13 protein-coding genes are annotated in these 18,041 nt (G+C 39.6%); 5 read left to right on the forward strand and 8 right to left on the reverse strand.

Annotated features, from left to right (window positions below):
- The first annotated feature begins 1 nt into the window (after position 1).
- Positions 2 to 1,492 carry a TrkH family potassium uptake protein gene (locus KO529_RS02170; protein WP_215946298.1) on the forward strand — a complete coding sequence of 497 codons (1,491 nt, stop codon included), beginning with the start codon at positions 2 to 4 and terminating at the stop codon, positions 1,490 to 1,492.
- Positions 1,493 to 1,566: 74 nt separating this feature from the next.
- Here KO529_RS02170 and KO529_RS02175 read toward each other — a convergent pair whose 3' ends face one another.
- Together KO529_RS02175 and KO529_RS02180 are read right to left on the reverse strand one after the other, a co-directional pair.
- On the reverse strand, positions 1,567 to 2,751 hold the full coding sequence (locus KO529_RS02175) for a pyridoxal phosphate-dependent aminotransferase (protein ID WP_215946299.1): 1,185 nt from the start codon (positions 2,749 to 2,751) through the stop codon (positions 1,567 to 1,569).
- A gap of 14 nt (positions 2,752 to 2,765) precedes the next feature.
- A complete protein-coding gene (locus KO529_RS02180; RefSeq protein WP_215946300.1) occupies positions 2,766 to 3,869 on the reverse strand; it encodes a fatty acid desaturase family protein in 1,104 nt (367 codons plus the stop codon).
- A gap of 116 nt (positions 3,870 to 3,985) precedes the next feature.
- Here KO529_RS02180 and rsmG point away from each other — a divergent pair, with 116 nt between their 5' ends.
- On the forward strand, positions 3,986 to 4,621 hold the full coding sequence (rsmG, locus tag KO529_RS02185; RefSeq protein ID WP_215946301.1) for a 16S rRNA (guanine(527)-N(7))-methyltransferase RsmG: 636 nt from the start codon (positions 3,986 to 3,988) through the stop codon (positions 4,619 to 4,621).
- A gap of 2 nt (positions 4,622 to 4,623) precedes the next feature.
- On the opposite strand, the gene KO529_RS23565 is transcribed toward rsmG, so the two are convergent.
- The 3 genes from KO529_RS23565 to apaG form a co-directional block, all read right to left on the reverse strand.
- Positions 4,624 to 4,752 (reverse strand): hypothetical protein, encoded by a 129-nt coding sequence (locus KO529_RS23565; RefSeq protein ID WP_289847745.1) that lies wholly within the window; start codon positions 4,750 to 4,752, stop codon positions 4,624 to 4,626.
- A gap of 280 nt (positions 4,753 to 5,032) precedes the next feature.
- Positions 5,033 to 6,661, reverse strand: coding sequence for an L-glutamate gamma-semialdehyde dehydrogenase (pruA, locus tag KO529_RS02190; RefSeq protein ID WP_215946302.1), 1,629 nt, complete (start codon positions 6,659 to 6,661; stop codon positions 5,033 to 5,035).
- A 208-nt stretch (positions 6,662 to 6,869) separates the two neighbouring features.
- Positions 6,870 to 7,256 (reverse strand): Co2+/Mg2+ efflux protein ApaG, encoded by a 387-nt coding sequence (gene apaG / locus KO529_RS02195; RefSeq protein ID WP_085495565.1) that lies wholly within the window; start codon positions 7,254 to 7,256, stop codon positions 6,870 to 6,872.
- A gap of 558 nt (positions 7,257 to 7,814) precedes the next feature.
- Between apaG and KO529_RS02200 the strand changes: the two genes are divergently transcribed.
- The 3 genes from KO529_RS02200 (at position 7,815) to KO529_RS02210 (ending at position 13,458) form a co-directional block, all read left to right on the forward strand.
- Complete coding sequence (locus KO529_RS02200) at positions 7,815 to 10,220, forward strand: transglycosylase domain-containing protein (RefSeq protein ID WP_215946303.1); 2,406 nt, start codon at positions 7,815 to 7,817, stop codon at positions 10,218 to 10,220.
- Positions 10,221 to 10,298: 78 nt separating this feature from the next.
- On the forward strand, positions 10,299 to 12,608 hold the full coding sequence (locus tag KO529_RS02205; RefSeq protein ID WP_215946304.1) for a hypothetical protein: 2,310 nt from the start codon (positions 10,299 to 10,301) through the stop codon (positions 12,606 to 12,608).
- A gap of 427 nt (positions 12,609 to 13,035) precedes the next feature.
- Positions 13,036 to 13,458: a response regulator gene (locus tag KO529_RS02210; RefSeq protein ID WP_215946305.1), complete on the forward strand. Its 423-nt coding sequence runs from the start codon at positions 13,036 to 13,038 to the stop codon at positions 13,456 to 13,458.
- Between the two features lie 768 nt (positions 13,459 to 14,226).
- Here KO529_RS02210 and KO529_RS02215 read toward each other — a convergent pair.
- The 3 genes from KO529_RS02215 to KO529_RS02225 all read right to left on the reverse strand — a co-directional run bounded on the left by KO529_RS02215 (position 14,227) and on the right by KO529_RS02225 (position 18,040).
- Positions 14,227 to 15,756 carry a M81 family metallopeptidase gene (locus KO529_RS02215; protein ID WP_215947084.1) on the reverse strand — a complete coding sequence of 510 codons (1,530 nt, stop codon included), beginning with the start codon at positions 15,754 to 15,756 and terminating at the stop codon, positions 14,227 to 14,229.
- 455 nt (positions 15,757 to 16,211) lie between these two features.
- The gene (locus KO529_RS02220) at positions 16,212 to 16,496 is read right to left on the reverse strand and encodes a DUF2188 domain-containing protein (protein ID WP_215946306.1); all 285 of its coding nucleotides are present in this window, start codon (positions 16,494 to 16,496) and stop codon (positions 16,212 to 16,214) included.
- Positions 16,497 to 17,383: 887 nt separating this feature from the next.
- Positions 17,384 to 18,040: a fibronectin type III domain-containing protein gene (locus KO529_RS02225; RefSeq protein WP_215946307.1), complete on the reverse strand. Its 657-nt coding sequence runs from the start codon at positions 18,038 to 18,040 to the stop codon at positions 17,384 to 17,386.
- Between the last annotated feature and the right edge of the window lies 1 nt (position 18,041).

Consider the following 18,041-nt stretch of genomic DNA (forward strand, 5'->3'; position numbering starts at 1 on the left):
TATGGGCCTAAATTCGAAAATTATCTTTCACCTCATGGGATTGCTATTACTTTGTAATGGTTTTTTTATGATTTTAGCTGCAGTGGTAAGTGGAGTGTATAACGATGGGGCTACTTTGGATATTACCCTTGCGGCCGTGGTTACAATGCTTGTAGGTGTTTTGGCCATGTTCTATACGCGAAATCACAAAAAAGAGGTTAAACGAAAGGAAGGATACATCATTGTTACTTTTGGTTGGTTGGTCATGTCCGCATCGGGGATGTTGCCCTATCTTTTTTCCGGGTCCATTCCGGACGTTACCAATGCCTTTTTTGAAACCATATCCGGATATACTACTACCGGTGCCTCGGTTGTGGACGATATAGAGGCTTTACCGGAAGGGATCTTATTGTGGAGGAGTTTAACACATTGGATCGGGGGAATGGGGATTATAGTTCTTGCTATTGCTATTTTGCCACTATTGGGTATAGGGGGAATGCAATTGTTTGCCGCGGAGGCTCCTGGGCCAAGTGGGGACAAATTACATCCTAGGATTACGGATACGGCCAAGCGACTTTGGTTGATTTACTTTAGTTATACTGTGGCCGAGACCCTATTGTTGAAATTGGCGGGAATGTCCTTTTTTGATGCAGTAAACCATTCTTTGGCAACCCTTTCCACTGGGGGATTTTCTACCAAAAATGCCAGTATGGCCTATTGGAACGATCAGCCCATGATACAATACATTGTTATTTTGTTTATGTTTTTGGCCGGTAGCAATTTTGTATTAAGCTATTATGCCTTTAAAGGCAAAGTGCAAAAAGTGATTATGGATGAGGAATTTAAATTCTATTCCATCTTTATTTTTTGCTTTACCATAGTGGCCAGTTTGGTAGTTTATTTTCAGGCCAATGTACCGGTGTCCGATTTTCATCCCATGGTATTGGGGGAGTGGGAAAGCGCATTTAGGCATACCTTGTTTCAAGTGGTCTCGGTAATTACTACTACCGGCTTTGTTACCGCCGATTTTACTTCGTGGACGCCTTTTTTGACCATATTCTTTTTTGGACTGTTTTTCCTTGGGGGCTCTGCCGGTTCAACGGCAGGAGGTATCAAGGTGATGAGGCACTTGCTTATTATTAAGAATGGTCTGCTGGAGTTTAAGCGTACACTACATACCAATGCTATTATTCCTGTTAGGTATAACAATAAGACCGTACCTGAAAATATCGTGTATAATATAATCGCATTCTTTGTACTCTATATGTTGCTTTTTATTATTGGATCCTTGGTGCTTGGTGCACTGGGATTGGACTTTGAAAGTGCTGTAGGAGGGGCAGCATCCTCGCTGGGTAATGTAGGTCCGGCCTTGGGGACATTAAATCCTTTGGTCAATTTTAACAGCCTTCCGGCTTTGGGGAAATGGTGGTGTGGATTTCTAATGCTTTTGGGTAGGTTGGAGCTGTTTACGGTATTGATCCTACTTTCGCCTTATTTTTGGAAACGTACTTAGAATACAAAAAAAAATAATAAAAAAAATGGACGTCGGTTAGGACGTCCATTTTTTTTATGTGTCTAAAGTCTGTATTATAAAACAGCCTTTATTCTAGCTATTGCTTCCCTTAGTTCCTTTTCGGAAGCAGCGTAGGAGATACGTATGCAATTAGCGTTTCCAAAGGCTTCACCGGTTACGGTTGCTACATTTGCCTTTTCCAATAGGTATAGGGCAAAATCGGAAGCATTATTGATCAATGTCCCGTTAATTGTTTTTCCAAAAAAGCTGGAAATATCCGGAAATACATAAAATGCTCCCTCAGGGACATTAAGGTTAAATCCTTTTATTTCTCCCAATAGTTCCAATACAAGATCACGTCTTTTGTGGAATTCGTCTATCATAAATTTAATGGAGGATATAGGTGCATCTAGTGCGGCTATGGTAGCGCGCTGGGCAATGGAATTTGCACCACTGGTAATCTGGCCCTGGAATTTGGTACAAGCCTTGGCAATCCAATCCGGACCTCCTATGTATCCTATACGCCATCCGGTCATTGCAAATGCCTTGGAGACACCGTTTACCGTAATGGTGCGGTCGTACATGCCTTCAATGTTGGCAATACTAACATGACCTCCCCTGAAATTGATATGCTCATAAATTTCATCGGATACCACAAAAATATTGGGATGTTTTCTCAATACTTTGGCCAAACCTTCCAATTCTTCCTTGTTGTAAACAGATCCACTTGGATTACAAGGGGAGCTGAACCACATCATTTTGGTCTTAGGGGTAATGGCCTTCTCCAATTGTTCCGGTGTCATCTTAAAATCGGTGTCAATGCTCGTGGGTACTTCTACGGGCACACCCTGGGCCAATTTCACAATATCGCTATAGCTTACCCAATAAGGAGCTGGAAGAATAACTTCATCGCCGTCATTGAGCATTACCATCGCTATATTGGCCAAAGATTGTTTTGCTCCAGTAGAGACTACAATCTGGTTAAGGCCATAAGTAAGTCCATTGTCCCTTTTAAATTTATTGGCAATGGCCTGCTTTAAATCGGCATAACCATCCACAGGAGAATAGCTACTATAATTTTGGTCTATGGCCTCTTTGGCGGCTTCCTTGATAAAATCAGGGATGTTAAAGTCAGGTTCTCCTAGACTTAAGCCTATGATATCTTTACCTTCATTTTTTAATTCTCTGGCTTTAGCGGCCATAGCCAATGTGGCCGAGGTGGACATGGAATTGATCCTATCGGATAAATGGTTCTTCATTTTTCTGTTATAATTTACTGATATTGTAATTTGGGTTTTTTGCCCAGTTCCTTTAGATGTTTAAAGTGCGAAATTATAGCTTTTCTTGTAGTTTTATATTCGTTGTATGGTAAATTAAATTCATTTGCAGTCTCTTTAACAATTTTGGCAATTTTTGTGTAATGAATATGACTGATGTTCGGGAAAATATGATGTTCCACTTGATGGTTTAATCCCCCTGTAAACCAGTTTACTACACGGTTATTAGTGCCAAAATTTACAGTGGTGAACAACTGGTGAATGGCCCAGGTATTTTTCATGGTACCGTCCTTTTCAGGTAGTGGTGTTTCCGCTTCGTCCACAACATGTGCCAATTGAAAAACTACGCTCAGTATTACTCCGGCAACATAATGCATTATGAAAAAGCCTAAAAGAATTTTCCACCAGGCAATATCCAGAAATACCATAGGTACTATGATCCAAACGGTTATATATATTAACTTGGTGACTACCAGCATACTCCAGTTCATAAATGGATTTGGAAACTTGCCATAGGCCAATTTTCTTTTGGTATAGCGGTACATTTGCTGAAAATCCGTAGTTATTGCCCAATTGAATGTAAGAAGGCCATAAAGGAATATGGAGTAAAAATGCTGAAATTTATGGAATCTGTGCCATTTGGCATGCTTTGAAAACCTCAAAATCCTTCCTGCTTCCAAATCTTCATCGTGTTCATGGATATTGGTATAGGTGTGGTGCAGCACATTGTGTTGTACCTGCCAGTTGTAAACGTTGCCGGCCAGAATATAGATACTGCCTCCCATTAGTTTGTTTACCCATTTCTTGTTGGAATAGGAACCGTGGTTCCCGTCGTGCATTACATTCATCCCAACTCCCGCCATGCCAATGCCCATGGTAATGGTGAGTAATAAATTGGCCCAATTTGGAAGTCCTAGGGTTAGAATTAGAAAATAAGGTGCCAAAAATAAGGCAAACATTACTGCTGTTTTTAAGTGCAATTTCCAGTTCCCTGTCTTTTTAAGGTTGTTTTCTTTGAAATAATCATTAACGCGCTTATTTAGGGTTTTGAAAAATTGGGCAGAGTCTTTTCGTGAAAATCTTATGGGTCTGTTCTCCATGATTTAATTTTTTGTAAATATACGGCAAATCGAGCCCAAATTAAGTATAACTGCTTGGTTAAAACTTAGGCCATGCCTATTAAAGTGCTATTTTTGCAAAAATTTAACTAAACAAAATGGACTACACAATTATTTATAAATATTTTCCGGATTTAACCGATTTGCAGAAACAGCAGATTGAAAAATTGCAACATTTGTACCAGGATTGGAACGTAAAGATAAATGTGGTTTCCAGGAAAGATATAGATGAATTGTATTTAAGACATGTGCTACATTCAATGGCAATAGCCAAATTTATAAAATTTAATCCCGGGGCAAAAGTATTGGACGTAGGAACCGGAGGTGGATTTCCTGGGATACCCTTGGCTATTTTGTACCCCGAGACCCATTTTACACTGGTCGATGCCATAGGGAAAAAAATCAAAGTGGTGCAGGAGGTTGTGGCGGGGCTGGAAATTGAAAATGTCACTGCGGTTAATTCTAGAGTGGAAGAAATTAAGGGGCAGTTCGATTTTATTGTTAGCAGGGCAGTAGCGGCCATGCCAACTTTTACACATTGGGTGAAAGGTAAAATAAAAAAGAAATCGGAACACGAACGGAAAAATGGAATCCTGTATTTAAAAGGGGGAGACCTGGAAGAAGAATTAAGGGATTACCGTACCGTGGAAATCTATAATCTTTCGGAAATTTTTGAAGAGGAATTTTTTGAAACCAAAAAGTTGGTGTACTTACCCGTAAAATTTAAGGGCTAATTCTATAGGCTTAACATGTGGTAATAAGACTCCCTACAGGTTTTGGCATAGGCCTTTATGTAATTAGGGATATTTCTAAATGAAAAACTTTTTGCTTTACTCTGTGTTTTGTTTTCTATGCTTTCTTTCATGGTCACTTGCTTTAATGTTAACTTTAAATTGACTGTAAATTTACAATAACTTAACGTTAAATTTACATTATAATTGTGTGAAAGATGCTTTAATTTATGTTAAATCTATCCTTTTGCCTAGGTTTATTCCGATAATAATCGTTTTTGGGTAGCCGAAATTATCAATTTTAAAGTGTAGGCCATGGGCATATAATTGCCTATAGTGGGTGGAACTTTATAATAAGCAAGGCCCGTATCTGCTACTTGCAGATACGGGCCTTTACAATATAGTTTTATAACCTTATCCCAAGAACGGGTATCTGTAATCTACTGGGGTTACAAAAGTTTCCTTTATTAACCTTGGGGATACCCAACGCAAAAGGTTTTGGGCGGAACCGGCCTTGTCGTTGGTGCCCGAAGCCCGTGCTCCACCAAATGGCTGCTGTCCTACAACGGCACCTGTTGGTTTGTCGTTAATATAAAAGTTGCCGGCACAGTTCTGCAATGCTTTGGTTGCTTCGGCAATAGAATAACGATCTCCAGAGAGTACGGCGCCGGTAAGTGCGTATTCGGAGGTGCTATCTACCAATTTAAGTGTCTTGGACCAATCCTTGTCCTCATACACGTAAATGGTGACCACAGGGCCGAAAAGTTCGGTTTCCATGGTGGTGTATTTTGGGTCGGTGGTTACAATCACGGTAGGCTCTATGAAGTATCCCTTGGATTTGTCATAATTTCCGCCCACATAAATTTCGGCATTCTTGTCCTGTTTGGCCTGGTCAATGTACTTGGCCAATTTGTCAAAAGAGGCTTCATGGATAACGGCTGTAATAAAGTTGCCCATATCCTCTGGAGAACCCGGCTTGTTGAACGATTCCACATCGGTTTTTACAAAATCCAATATTTCCTTGGAGATAGATTTTGGAAGGTAAACCCTGGAGGCGGCACTACATTTCTGGCCCTGGAATTCGAAAGCTCCCCTTACAATGGCAGTTGCAACCTGTTTTGGGTTGGCGGTAGGATGCGCTATAATAAAATCCTTACCTCCAGTTTCGCCAACAATCCTAGGATAGGTTTTGTATTTGTGGATATTGTTTCCAATCTGTTTCCACAATTCCTTAAATACATGGGTGGACCCAGTGTAATGGATTCCGGCAAAATCCGGACTGTCCAAAGCTACTTTTGTAATCATTACAGGATCTCCGTAAACCACATTTATAACACCATCGGGTAGCCCGGCTTCCTTAAAGATATCCACGATTACCTTAGCAGAAAATACCTGACTGTCGCTAGGTTTCCACAATACCACATTTCCCATCATTGCAGCACTTGCAGGAAGGTTTCCTGCAATTGCAGTAAAATTAAATGGGGTTATGGCGTAGATGAAACCTTCCAATGGACGGTATTCTACCCTGTTCCAAATACCTTCTGCAGAATCTGGTTGTTCCTCGTAGATCTGGGACATGTATTCCACATTGAAACGGAGGAAATCTATAAGTTCACAGGCAGCATCAATCTCGGCCTGATGTATATTTTTTGATTGCGCAATCATAGTTGCGGCATTGATTTTTGCCCTATATGGTCCCGAAATCAATTCCGCGACCTTTAGGAATATGGCAGCGCGTTGTTCCCATTCCAAATCTGCCCATTGTTTCCTAGCTTCTAAAGCGTTGGATACGGCATTGGACACATCTTCCTTGTTGGCAGTATGGTATTGGCCAACTATGTGCTGATGATCGTGAGGAGGGGAAATGGTTCTGGTATTTCCAGATTTTACATCTTTTCCGCCTATATACATGGCAATGTCTGCGTTGCCATTGAAATAGGCACTGTATTGTTTTAGTACTTCATCCCGCTCTGGAGTGCCGGGGGCATAACTTTTAATAGGTTCGTTATATGCCGTGGGGACTTGAAAAAATCCTTTGCCCATGATAATTATTTTTTAAGTTCAAATTATCTGCAAAGGTACTAAATGCATTAGCGAAAATAAAACTAAGTGCTAAGTGAATTTTGGGGTATGGTGAAAGAATACTAATATTAAGTTGCGGGAATCACGGATATTATTGTTGATACGACGCACTGCATTTTCCATAATGTAACATCATGGAAATATTAGTTAGTAAAAAAGGGTTTGCAATTTAATTTAATGCAAAGGGGGCGCTAAATTTAAAAGTAGGGATGTAGACCCTAAACTTCTCGGAATTATTAATGCTGACCATGTTGTAATGACCCTTCATGGCCCCAATGGTTGAAGCCAATAGGCACCCAGAGCTGTATGTGTGCGATTCTCCAGGTTTGATAACCGGCTTTTTGCCAATTACCCCTTCGCCGTCCAATACTTCCAATTCATTCAAGGAATCATAAATCTGCCAATGACGTGATGTCAATTGAACAGAATCCTTGCTTTGGTTTTCTATAGTTATGGTATAGCCGAAAGCAAAATGCATTTTGTAGTTCTTGAAGAAAGTTCCTTCAAAACTGGTGTTTACCGAAATTTTAATGCCTTTTGTTACCTGTGTTATCATAAGATCGGGTTCTAATATGTAAATAAACTTCCTGTCGTAAGCATTAAAACCTATAATGCCATCAAAACAAAAAATACAGTATTTTCAGATACGTATTTAACTGCGGTTATCAATCTACTTTGCTCAAAGGAATTCCACATTGTTTTACAAAGATAAAGAGCAAATGTTACAATTTATCTTAAAATTATAATTCATTTTAATAATGAATATTGGACCTCTAAAAAGCAATTAGTCAGCAAGATAAAGAACAACTACAAATTATAAAAGTTAATGTAGATATAATCGGTGTAATTATATTTATTTCTGATGTAAATCAATACAATTTGTTTCTGCACAATGGTCCAAGGGCTATAATTGAAAATTCGTGCTGGTTCCCTATTTATGTATTAAGTGTCTCTTCAAAATTAATAATGACATTAGTACTATTGTTTCGCTGGATTATTATTTTATATAATCTCAGTAAAATTTATTTAAGCTGAAAAAGAGAACTAATAATGAATATTGAATTATTTTTATTTGTATTCGAGTTTTAATTGTAGAAATTTGTCAAAAGGTATTATGATAATTGAAGGTGTAAAGAAGGTTCTGGTACAAACTTGGTCGAGTTTCGGGCGGTTAGTTGTCTATGTTCGGCAGCATCCTTTTAAATCGGTGCTTTTTGCAGCTATTGCAGGATTTTGCAGTCTGTTTTTACTTTTCCTGCTTATTTACCTAGGTGCGTTTGGGAAGTTACCGACCAAGGCCTATTTAAAAACCTTAAAAAACCCTGTAACCTCTACAATCTATGCCTCCAATAAAGAGCCCATTGGGTATTATTATCTTCAAAATAGATCAAATGCCGATAGTTCACAAATAAAGCCAGCCCTAATACAGGCACTTGTGGCCACCGAAGATTCACGGTTCTACGAGCATAGGGGGATAGACTACAAGAGTTATGCAAGGGTATTGATAAAATCCATCATTTTGCAGCAAAATGCAGGAGGTGGCAGTACCATCACCCAACAGGTGGCCAAAAATTTGTTCGGTAGGGAGAAACAGTTTTTCCTTTCTACGCCCATCAATAAAATCAGGGAGATATTTATAGCCAGAAGACTGGAAAGTATTTATGATAAAGAGGATATTATATTGCTGTACTTCAATACGGTTTCCTTTGGTGAAAATGTCTATGGAATTGAAAAAGCGGCCTTGCGCTTCTTTAACAAAGCCCCTGAAGAACTTACTTTAACCGAGAGTGCCACCCTGGTAGGTCTCTTAAAGGCACCTTCCTATTATAATCCAAGAAATTTTCTTGAAAGGGCCGAACAGAGACGTAATGTGGTACTGTCCCAAATGCTTAAATACGATTATATTACCCCTGAAACTTTTGAAGAAGCCCAGACTCCCCTGAAATTGGATTATCAGACCCCAAAGAAGGTGTCCTCCTTTTCTGCTTATTTTAAGGATTATGTAGCAACGGAGTTTGCTTTATGGGCTGAAGACAACCCTGCTCCCGACGGTCATACTTACGATTTGGAGGCAGACGGGTTAAACATTTATACTACTTTAAATACGAACATACAGAAATATGCGGAAGCTGCCCTGCATAGACAGGTGGACAATCTCCAGAAACTTATGGATACGTATTGGGCAGCAGCAACTACAGAGGGTGGTAAAGAGGTGCTACTCCAAAAATTGGTGGATCAAAATAGCGAAGTAAAGCAAATGCTACAAAGGGGTAGGACCAAGGAGGAAATAGCAGCCTTTGTAAAGGAAAAGCGGAAAAGAAAATATTGGGTAATCGGCAAGGGGTATGAAGAACAAATGCAGTCGTTGGAAGATTCTATAGCAAAAAGCATCAATAGATTACATGCCGGGGTTATAGCGGTCAGCAGTAATTCTGGTAGGATAATGGGCTATGTAGGTGGTATCGATTACGGATTTAGCCAAATAGACAATGTTGTTACGCCAAGACAGGTCGGCTCTACTTTTAAGCCTATTACCTATTTGGCGGCTTTGCAGGCAGGGGAGGACCCGTGTAATTATTATGACAATAATTTAATAACATATTCCAAATACGAGGATTGGAGACCGCGAAATTCGAATAATAAGTATGGGGGCAGTTATTCCATGCATGGTGCCTTGGCAAATTCTATAAATACGGTTTCGGTGACCCTTCAACTGAGGACCGGTACGGAGAGGGTTTTGGACCAGGCAAAGAAAATGGGTATAGGCTCGGAACTTCCGAATGTGCCATCCATTGTATTGGGCACGGCCGATATCAGTTTGTTGGAAATGGTAACTGCATATGCCAGTATTTCCAATGGTGGAAACAAAATAAAACCTTATGCCATTGATCGTATAGAAGATGAACAGGGCAATGTTTTGTTCGAAGCAAAACCACGGTACGAAGGAAGGGTAGCTAGCTCCGAAAACATTAAGGCCTTGCAAAAAATGATGGAAGGTGTTATTCGGAATGGCACGGGGTCGCGTTTGTTGGGTTATGAGATTCCTTTTAATATTATAGGAAAGACGGGAACTACCCAAAATAATGGCGATGGCTGGTTTATTGGTTGTTCCCCGGAGTTGGTTGTAGGTTCTTGGGTGGGTACCTTTGACAAAAGGGTGCAGTTTGCATCCACGAGTATGGGTTCTGGTGCCAATACAGCCCTGCCAATTGTAGCCTCCATATTTAAGAATTTGAGTTATTGGAAAAGACCTTTGCTCACCAATTTTGAGTACGATTTTGATTATTTTCCCTGTAGGCCTTTTGTAGAATCCAATGCGAAGGAGGCTTATGAGTTGGCTCAAACAGATTCTACCTATTTATTGGAATTGAGAATTAAGGATACCCTTGCCATATTAAAAGATAAACCCGTGGAAATTGATAGTGTACAAGGTATTTTTCCAGGCGAGATGCCCCTGGATTCCATTGCAAAGGATAGCCTTACTATCGGCATCGATATATCCAATACAAATATTGATTAGGGATGTAGCTACTACTATCCAGGATTTGTTTTTGGCAATGTTAATAAGAAACCTTTTTAATTATAAATAGTAAACAAATTGATAAATACAATTCTAAATGTCCGTCATTATTTAAAGAAAAATTGGTGTGTAGTTTTTCTCTTGCCATTATTGGTTTTGGTACTTGGCTGTTCCCAAAATTCGAAAACCAGTTTTAGTACAAATTATTTGCGAATAAGTATTAATGACCAAGGCCTAATTTATAGCATTAAAGACCTTACAAAGTCACAGCCAAGGGAGTTGAGTCCTTCTGATAGGCCATCTCCATTATTGACTTTGTACAATAGCAAGCTAGACACCTTGTACCGCCCGCTGAGTGTCGATTTTAAACAACCCCATATTATAGAGCTTGCCTATCCCAACAATTCCAGAGCTGAAATCAGAGTTGAGCAGAAGGACAAGTATCTAAAATTCACTCTTGTTTCCTTGACCAACCGGGAAGATATTGAAGGGGTGCAATGGGGTTCTATCCATACCAATATCACTAATCTTTTTGGGGAAATCATTGGTGTAGCTCGAGATACCAGTGAAACGGTCAATTATGCCGTCGGGATGCTGGCCCTGGACGACAATACCTTAGGTGGTACTTCCAGGACCATTGGGGATGCTGCTCCTTTTCAATATGTTATCCACTCACCCGATACTATTCAATATCCATTACCGGAAGACCTGTATGAGGGGCAAATTTTTACCTTGGGCGGCAACGGAATTAGTGACGTAGCCTTTTATGCCCACAAGGAACCTTATTATAGGATTTTGTATGGCAACGCTGCTGAAATTGATAACAAGGGAAGGATCTCTATCACCTATAATTCAAGGGACAGAACAAAAAAAAGGGAGGTTTATTTTTCACTTATACCCAATATGGAGGCAAATACGCCCAACCATCTTCAAGTTGAACCTGTACCTGGTGTTGATTATATTGGGTCTTCGGTGGCTTTATGGGGCAGTCCGGATAGCACGGCCTTGATGGATGTGATTCAGGATATTGTTTTGTCTGAAGGACTTCCCTATCCCACGATAGATGGAAAATGGGTGAAAGACCCTGCTGCTTATGTTCCGGATGCCATTACCAGCGGAGGTCTTTACGATAGTATTGTGTCCTATGCTTCCAGATTGGGTTTTAAGGCGATCAGTCTTTATGACCAGAGCTTTTTACGTCCAGATCGTGGTAACGAGGGGTATATAGATGGAAAGGGATTTGAGAAAAAACAATTAAAATTTACTTCTGGAAATTTATCACATAAAGAGTTTGCCAATATGGCGGGAAAATACGGTATTACAATAGGTAGAACTCCGATTACTACGGCATTAGCGCCAGGCACCAAAGATGCCAGTCCCGTTCCAAGCGATAGTTTGTGCTATCAGCAAAAACGCTTGTTGACGAAAGGCATCAGTTCAATAGATACCATTATACTAGTAGACGATCCCAAATATATGGACGAGATAGGCAGTTGGGAAGGCCATGCGGAAAATCTGAATATGGTAAAAATAGGCAAGGAGCTTATACATTACCTGGGCGTTTCCCAAGAGGAGCCTTATCGACTTCTAAATGTAAAGAGGGGTTATTGGGGGACCACTCCAACAGCACATAAAACCAACGACACCATATACAAACTTCAGGTGACCATAAACTATGGCTATGACGGATTGATACCTAATATAGGGCTTCAGGATAAAATTGCAGAGTACTATGCTGATGTAAGTTTTATTAACGGCTTGGGCTATTACGATTTTGACGGACAGGAGTTTTTGTTCAATAATGGGCACGGATACTATTCGGCCAAGCGTTTTTTTAGAAAAATGTTCGATAGAGCCGCTATGCACGGTATTCCTCCTATCCGATTTACGGGAGCTACCCTATCTGAAGGTTCATGGCATTATCAAAGTATATGGAATGTAGGAGGGGGGAAGAATTTATATGATGTAGAAACTAGGGAATGGGGAAGTGCCACAAGTCAGGGAAAGGATCTTAGGGATGTAACGTATGCCAATTATTTTCCGGTGGGTATGGGTGGAAATTTTCCTATCAATGCCAATTGCACTGTTGAGCAATATGAACATATACAGGCAATTTCAGTAGGGATTGGCACTACCTATAGTCTCTATTTAAATCAGAAAGATGTGGAAAGCTGTCCAGAAAAGGAGGCCATATTTAAGGTAATAAGGACTTGGGAAAATGCAAGAGCGGCAAATGCCTTTCCGAGAGATGTAAAAAAACTTTTAGTTAAGCCTGAAAAGAATTGGAGGTTGCTCAATGGCGAAAACAAGGATACCTGGATTTTGAACGAATTAAAGGAAGGTGAAAAAGTTAAAAGCTATATATTAAATAGGGCTGAAGGGTATTAGATTATTAAAAATGATGTTGAGGTATGTGCTATATTGGTTATGGAACAAATCTGATTTTTTTTCCACGTTTCTGACCATTAAAGTAATTGGTCTGAAGCAGGCTATGCAGGAGTTCTATGCCAATAATAAATACCGACCATAGGCAAATCGTGTTAACTATTATTTGAAATGCAGCTTTATACGTTGAAATGCAGGTGTTTGGAATAAAATACACAGTTTCTGTTTGATTTTTTTGCCTACATTTGTATAAACAAAATTTATAGGAAAAATATTACTTTATAAAAAATTAAACTTACCCAAAATAAGGAGCGTCAAATCCTTGGCATTATTTCTGTGATTATTGTAGCTTGATAATAACCCACTGTAATCATTCGGAGAGTACTATGCACTAGCGATATGAGTGTGCCTTTTTACACTTTTTAAGGTTATGAAGATAGAAACAGTATGCATTATTGATGATGATCCCATTTTTGTTTATGGAACCAAAGTTTTATTAAACTACAACAGCAGTTTTGGTTCCTCTGTTATTGTACATGAGGATGGTAAGGAAGCTTTGGAAAATCTTTCTTCAATGGCTAAATCCGGCGAAAAACTGCCCGATGTTATCTTTTTGGACCTAAATATGCCCATCATGGATGGATGGGAATTTTTGGATGAATTTGTAAAATTGCCCATCGAGAATAAGCCAAGAGTGTATATAGTGAGTTCTTCAATAGATAATCAAGACATTGAAAAGGCCAAAACCTATGCTATAGTAAAAGACTTTATAGTAAAGCCATTGTCAGACTCCATTCTGTCCAATCTGTTCAAGACCATAGAGACGGAGGGACTACATAACACTTCACTGTAAAATTATTCGCTTTGTTTATTTTGTAGACTGGTTCAATTTTGGGGATTGGGCTTTGATTACTTTTTGCAAGAACACTAAACCTTTGTGTGGTGCAGCCATGTAGTTGATAGTCGTGTTTTTATTGTTTGTTGGAAATGTTATCGTTAGGGGAGAAGCTAACCCTATATTCCTTTTATATTTTTAAATTCGTTTAGTCATGGATTGGGCCTATTTCATTTATCCACCGGTACGTTGTTTTTTGGACTTTGGTTTTGGATTATTGTTGCTGTTCGGTAATCATAAAGGCTAGCTTCCGACCTGAATTTTTCTACCTGTACCGAACTACGTATCCGGCCCTATAAATCCAGTTCGTAATTGGTGGGCACACCCAATTGTATATTTTCCACACCTACAAAATCGGGTTCAGGTAAATTAATTGCCGATTGTGCATTAGCTGCCATTTATCGTTGCCTTCATCTGTTATTATGGCTTTTGCCGATAATATTCTGCCAAGTAGCCGCTAGATTTAGGTTGGACAATAATTTTCCTAAAAATCTTTTATCGGGCCATTTCTGTATTGGCAAAATCATAATTGTTAATAATGTCTTAGGGAAATGGGTTTGGGTTTTGCCAATACCGATGGCGTTTGTATTGATTTTTTTGCTGCGTTTGCTTTAGCAGTAATTTGGATAAACTGTTAGCTATCGGAACATACTACGTTTAGATGATAAACAAAAGAGGATATTAAATGTAACCTGCAATAACCCTTTTAAATAAGCTTATCCATAATTATTCGGTTGAATTGGAAGCCGGAATAAAATGGGCTTTCAAATCCGGTTGGGCCATAGTACTGTCCAATGGAAACATTGGTCTTTTGATACGTTTATAACCCAATCTATTAAGATCTTGATCTACACCACCTGGGGTCAATGCCATAACCCAATCGCCGCGCATATCGAACAGTTCTGGTACCAAGTAACCTATCTTGACTACAATGATATCCGTTTCTTTGGGATTCAATCCTAAATTGGTAAAGTCGCTTAAATAATGGTACGGCTTTCTTTTTTTGGTAACGATTACCCGTACACTTCCAATTTTAACAACGACCTCCACTTCTGCGTTCACATCACCGGCCTTGATAGCTTCTATGGTTCCTTCCAGTTCCAAAGGACCTGCAAATCGGTCATCAACGGCTGCACCGGCCATGGCCTTAATTTTTTCACCTACGCCTAATTCAAGGGCTTTTTCAACAAATTCTGGTCCTGGGATAGAAGCATAAATCAAGGAAGGACCTTTGTCCGATTTAAATTCCGGCCTGGCCAATAATTGTTGCAATGTCCAGGTAACGTCTCCTGCACCGCCAGCAGTTGGGTTGTCTCCCATATCACTGATCATAAATGGATGTTTTTTACTGGCTAGGGCCATTTTTAAACTTTCTTCCAAAGTTTTCGTTGGAGCAACAAATTCAAATTGATTTCGCACATCCCAAAAGTTTTGAGCCAACATTTCTGCCCCTTTTTCAACTTTTTCCTTGTCATCGCCGGTAACCATTACTACGGCATGGTTACGCGGTTCATCCGCCCAAGCATATCCAATCCAGATAGCCGCGTCAATAATACCTTCTTCATTGGCTACATCGGGAACTTTTGCATATAGACTTTTACCCGGTTCAATTCGGGTACTGGTTTTTTCACCGGGCAATAATATGGGTACGGGGATCCAAGCCTTGTATTGGGGCTTACCCTTACCATTTTCAAGTCGTTCCAGAAGATTGGTGACCGCCCTTTTTTTGGATTGGATGGCATCCTCGTGGGGTGCCATTCTATAACAAGTGATCAAATCGGTATGTTTTGCCAATTTTTCGGACACATTTCCGTGAAGGTCCATAGAGGTGGATATGAGGACCTCGGTCCCTATCACGTCCCTAATACGTTCTATGAGGTCGCCCTCAGGGTCGTCCAATCCAACCACACTCATGGCACCGTGTATATCAAAGAAAAGTCCGTCATAGGGACCATTTTCCTTTAATAATTTTAAGGTTTTTGTTACCAAGGATTCGTATGCCTCACGGGTTACTGTTCCGCCTGGCAATGATTTCCCGACCAAGGTAGGCACCCATTGTGCCCTATTCCTATTTAAAGAATCTATCTGTAGAAACGGGTACTTGGCAAAAATAGAGTCACCTACTTTGGCGTGAAAGGCTTCTTCATGGGTTAAGGCAGGTGAAAAGGTACTGCTTTCTATTCCCAGACCTGCAATGGCAATTTTAGGCAGTTCTTTTGTTGATTTTTCATTTTTGCCTTGTTGGCATGAAGCCATTAGGACCAAGAGAAGGATATAAAAATTGTAAAGTGGTTTCAATAGTAATTATGTTTTAGGTTCCCTATTAAGTTTGAAAATGGGCAAGGGCAATATTTTGCCTTAGAAATCCCTTTATGGGAATCCAATATAAGGATTTATTGGTGGGTTTTTTGAATAAGAATCGAACAAAATTCAATGTTCCAGAGACAAAGTCAACCGTTTAATTCATCCACATGGCAAATAAAAATTCGAGAATTAGGGATATGCTATTTTGGGCCAAGAATTCTAAAAATTATATAAATTATCAGGGAACTGGCTGATGATTTTATATAAATGGCCAACCGGCCTTTTGTAAACATTTTAATTTTTAAAATGTTAAATTTTAATAAGGGTATGTGAAAAATTCCTCTTGTTTATAACTCTGATAGTTCTTCTTTTAAAATCCCAATGGCTTCCTACCTTGAATTTAATTCTTAATCATCATAGCTAATCCGGTCTCGTATACCGCCACTCTCTCGATGAATAATGACATCGGCCTTGTATTTTCTAGCTAAACTTTTGGCCTTGCGTATGGCCGTGCTCTGTTTTCGATGTTTACTGGTTATCCGTTGGTTGCCTTCGCGACGTACAGCCCAACCTTCCTCATAGGGCACCACATGGTGGTGCCAAGTTCTGCCTCGTTTGCTTTGTTGCGAGCTGTTAAAAAAGACTTCCAAAAGGTCAATAAGGGTTCGTAACCAAGATTTGACGTTCGACATATTCAATTATTGTTGTTCCGAAGATACCATTATTTCTAGTTTTCCGATTGATGAAAATGAATCGGTGAAGCTCGCAGAAATAGTTAGAGTGTATATTTTAGCTAAGGGGCGAACTAGTGCGCTGGCTTCAATTCGACGGGCCGAACGCAAAAAGGCCACCTATAGGGTAGCCTTTTTTAAGTGGAGCCGGAGGATTGCATATCCCTAATGGTTCCCGTTCTGAAAATGCAACTGGCTGTCCTTGCAGTCCAGGCGCTTTAAAACAACAAAGCCCGATCAAGTAAACTTGCCGGGCTTTTAATGTTGTAATTCGCAAACCAGTTGCGCTTAATCGTGAAGCCGGAGGGATTACCTTCGGTTTTCCCTAATGGTTCCCGTACTGCAAGTACAACTGCCTGACTTTTCAAGCCAGAAGTCTAAATACAACAAAACCCAATCAAGTAAACTTGTTGGGTTTTTAATGTTTTGATCCACAATGCAGTTGTGGGTAATCGTGGAGCCGGAGGATTACATATCCCTAATTCTCGCAATGTTGCAAATAAAAATACCCATTGTTATCACATTGGGCATCCTAAAGTGTTCAAAAATACTCAAGCCAGCTTGGCATTTTTTCATGCCTTTAGTCTGCTGCGTATTTTTGAGTGTCGTGGAGCCGGAGGGTCCAGAACCTATAGCTGGAAGGCCCTGTAAACAGTCGTTTTCAGAGAGTAGCTTTTTTGTGCTCACCGAATAGGTGACTTTATTGGTCCATTATAATCTCATAAGACATAGGTAAAGCAATTTTAATCTTATGCTTGTAGCAAGAACCCTATATAACTGAATGTTGGAATATTTAATTAAAATATAATCCATCACATCTCCAACAAAAAAAATGACCCTGCTAGACATTAAAACGTTACTGTAACTTTGGAGTCGGAGTAATTTCCATTCTCATCAATTGTTACAATATTCAAATAATATGTTGTACCCATTTCTACATGTGCATTGAAAGATTGTTCAATTGTATTAGCAATGAAAAGGGTTGGAGGGTTTTCTTGGGAAAAATATACTTGATAATAGTCGATATCATTATCTAGATCAACTCCTTCCCATGAGACATTTATAGTATTGTTTACATTTTCTGGTAAACTTATATCTGCAGGAAAAGGCACATGGTTTGAATCTGCCAAACCTTCAGTGTAAAAACTGAAATCTTCACTTTTTTCGGAATGTCCAAAATCATCTGTTACGGTTACGTTCCACGAGTAGAGCGTACCAGGCTCCAGATCTATTATAATGGAAGAGTCCGAAGTAGTTAAAGAATTGGTGTCACCAGTTATACCATCGGCATAGTAGAAGGCATATTCCGTGGGTTCATTTATATCGTCCCAATCAAACTCCACACGTATTTTGCCAGATTCCAATTTGGTTCCGAAACACTGTTCGTTGTCTAGTGGTAATAATAAGTTTACCGAATTTAATGTATTTATAGGTTCGAATTTCCCTTCACACCCTGTAAGTATTAGGACTAAAACTGCAATCTGAACTATATTTATTTTTTTCATA

This window comes from Arenibacter algicola (assembly GCF_018860365.1).
GTDB lineage: Bacteria > Bacteroidota > Bacteroidia > Flavobacteriales > Flavobacteriaceae > Arenibacter > Arenibacter algicola_B.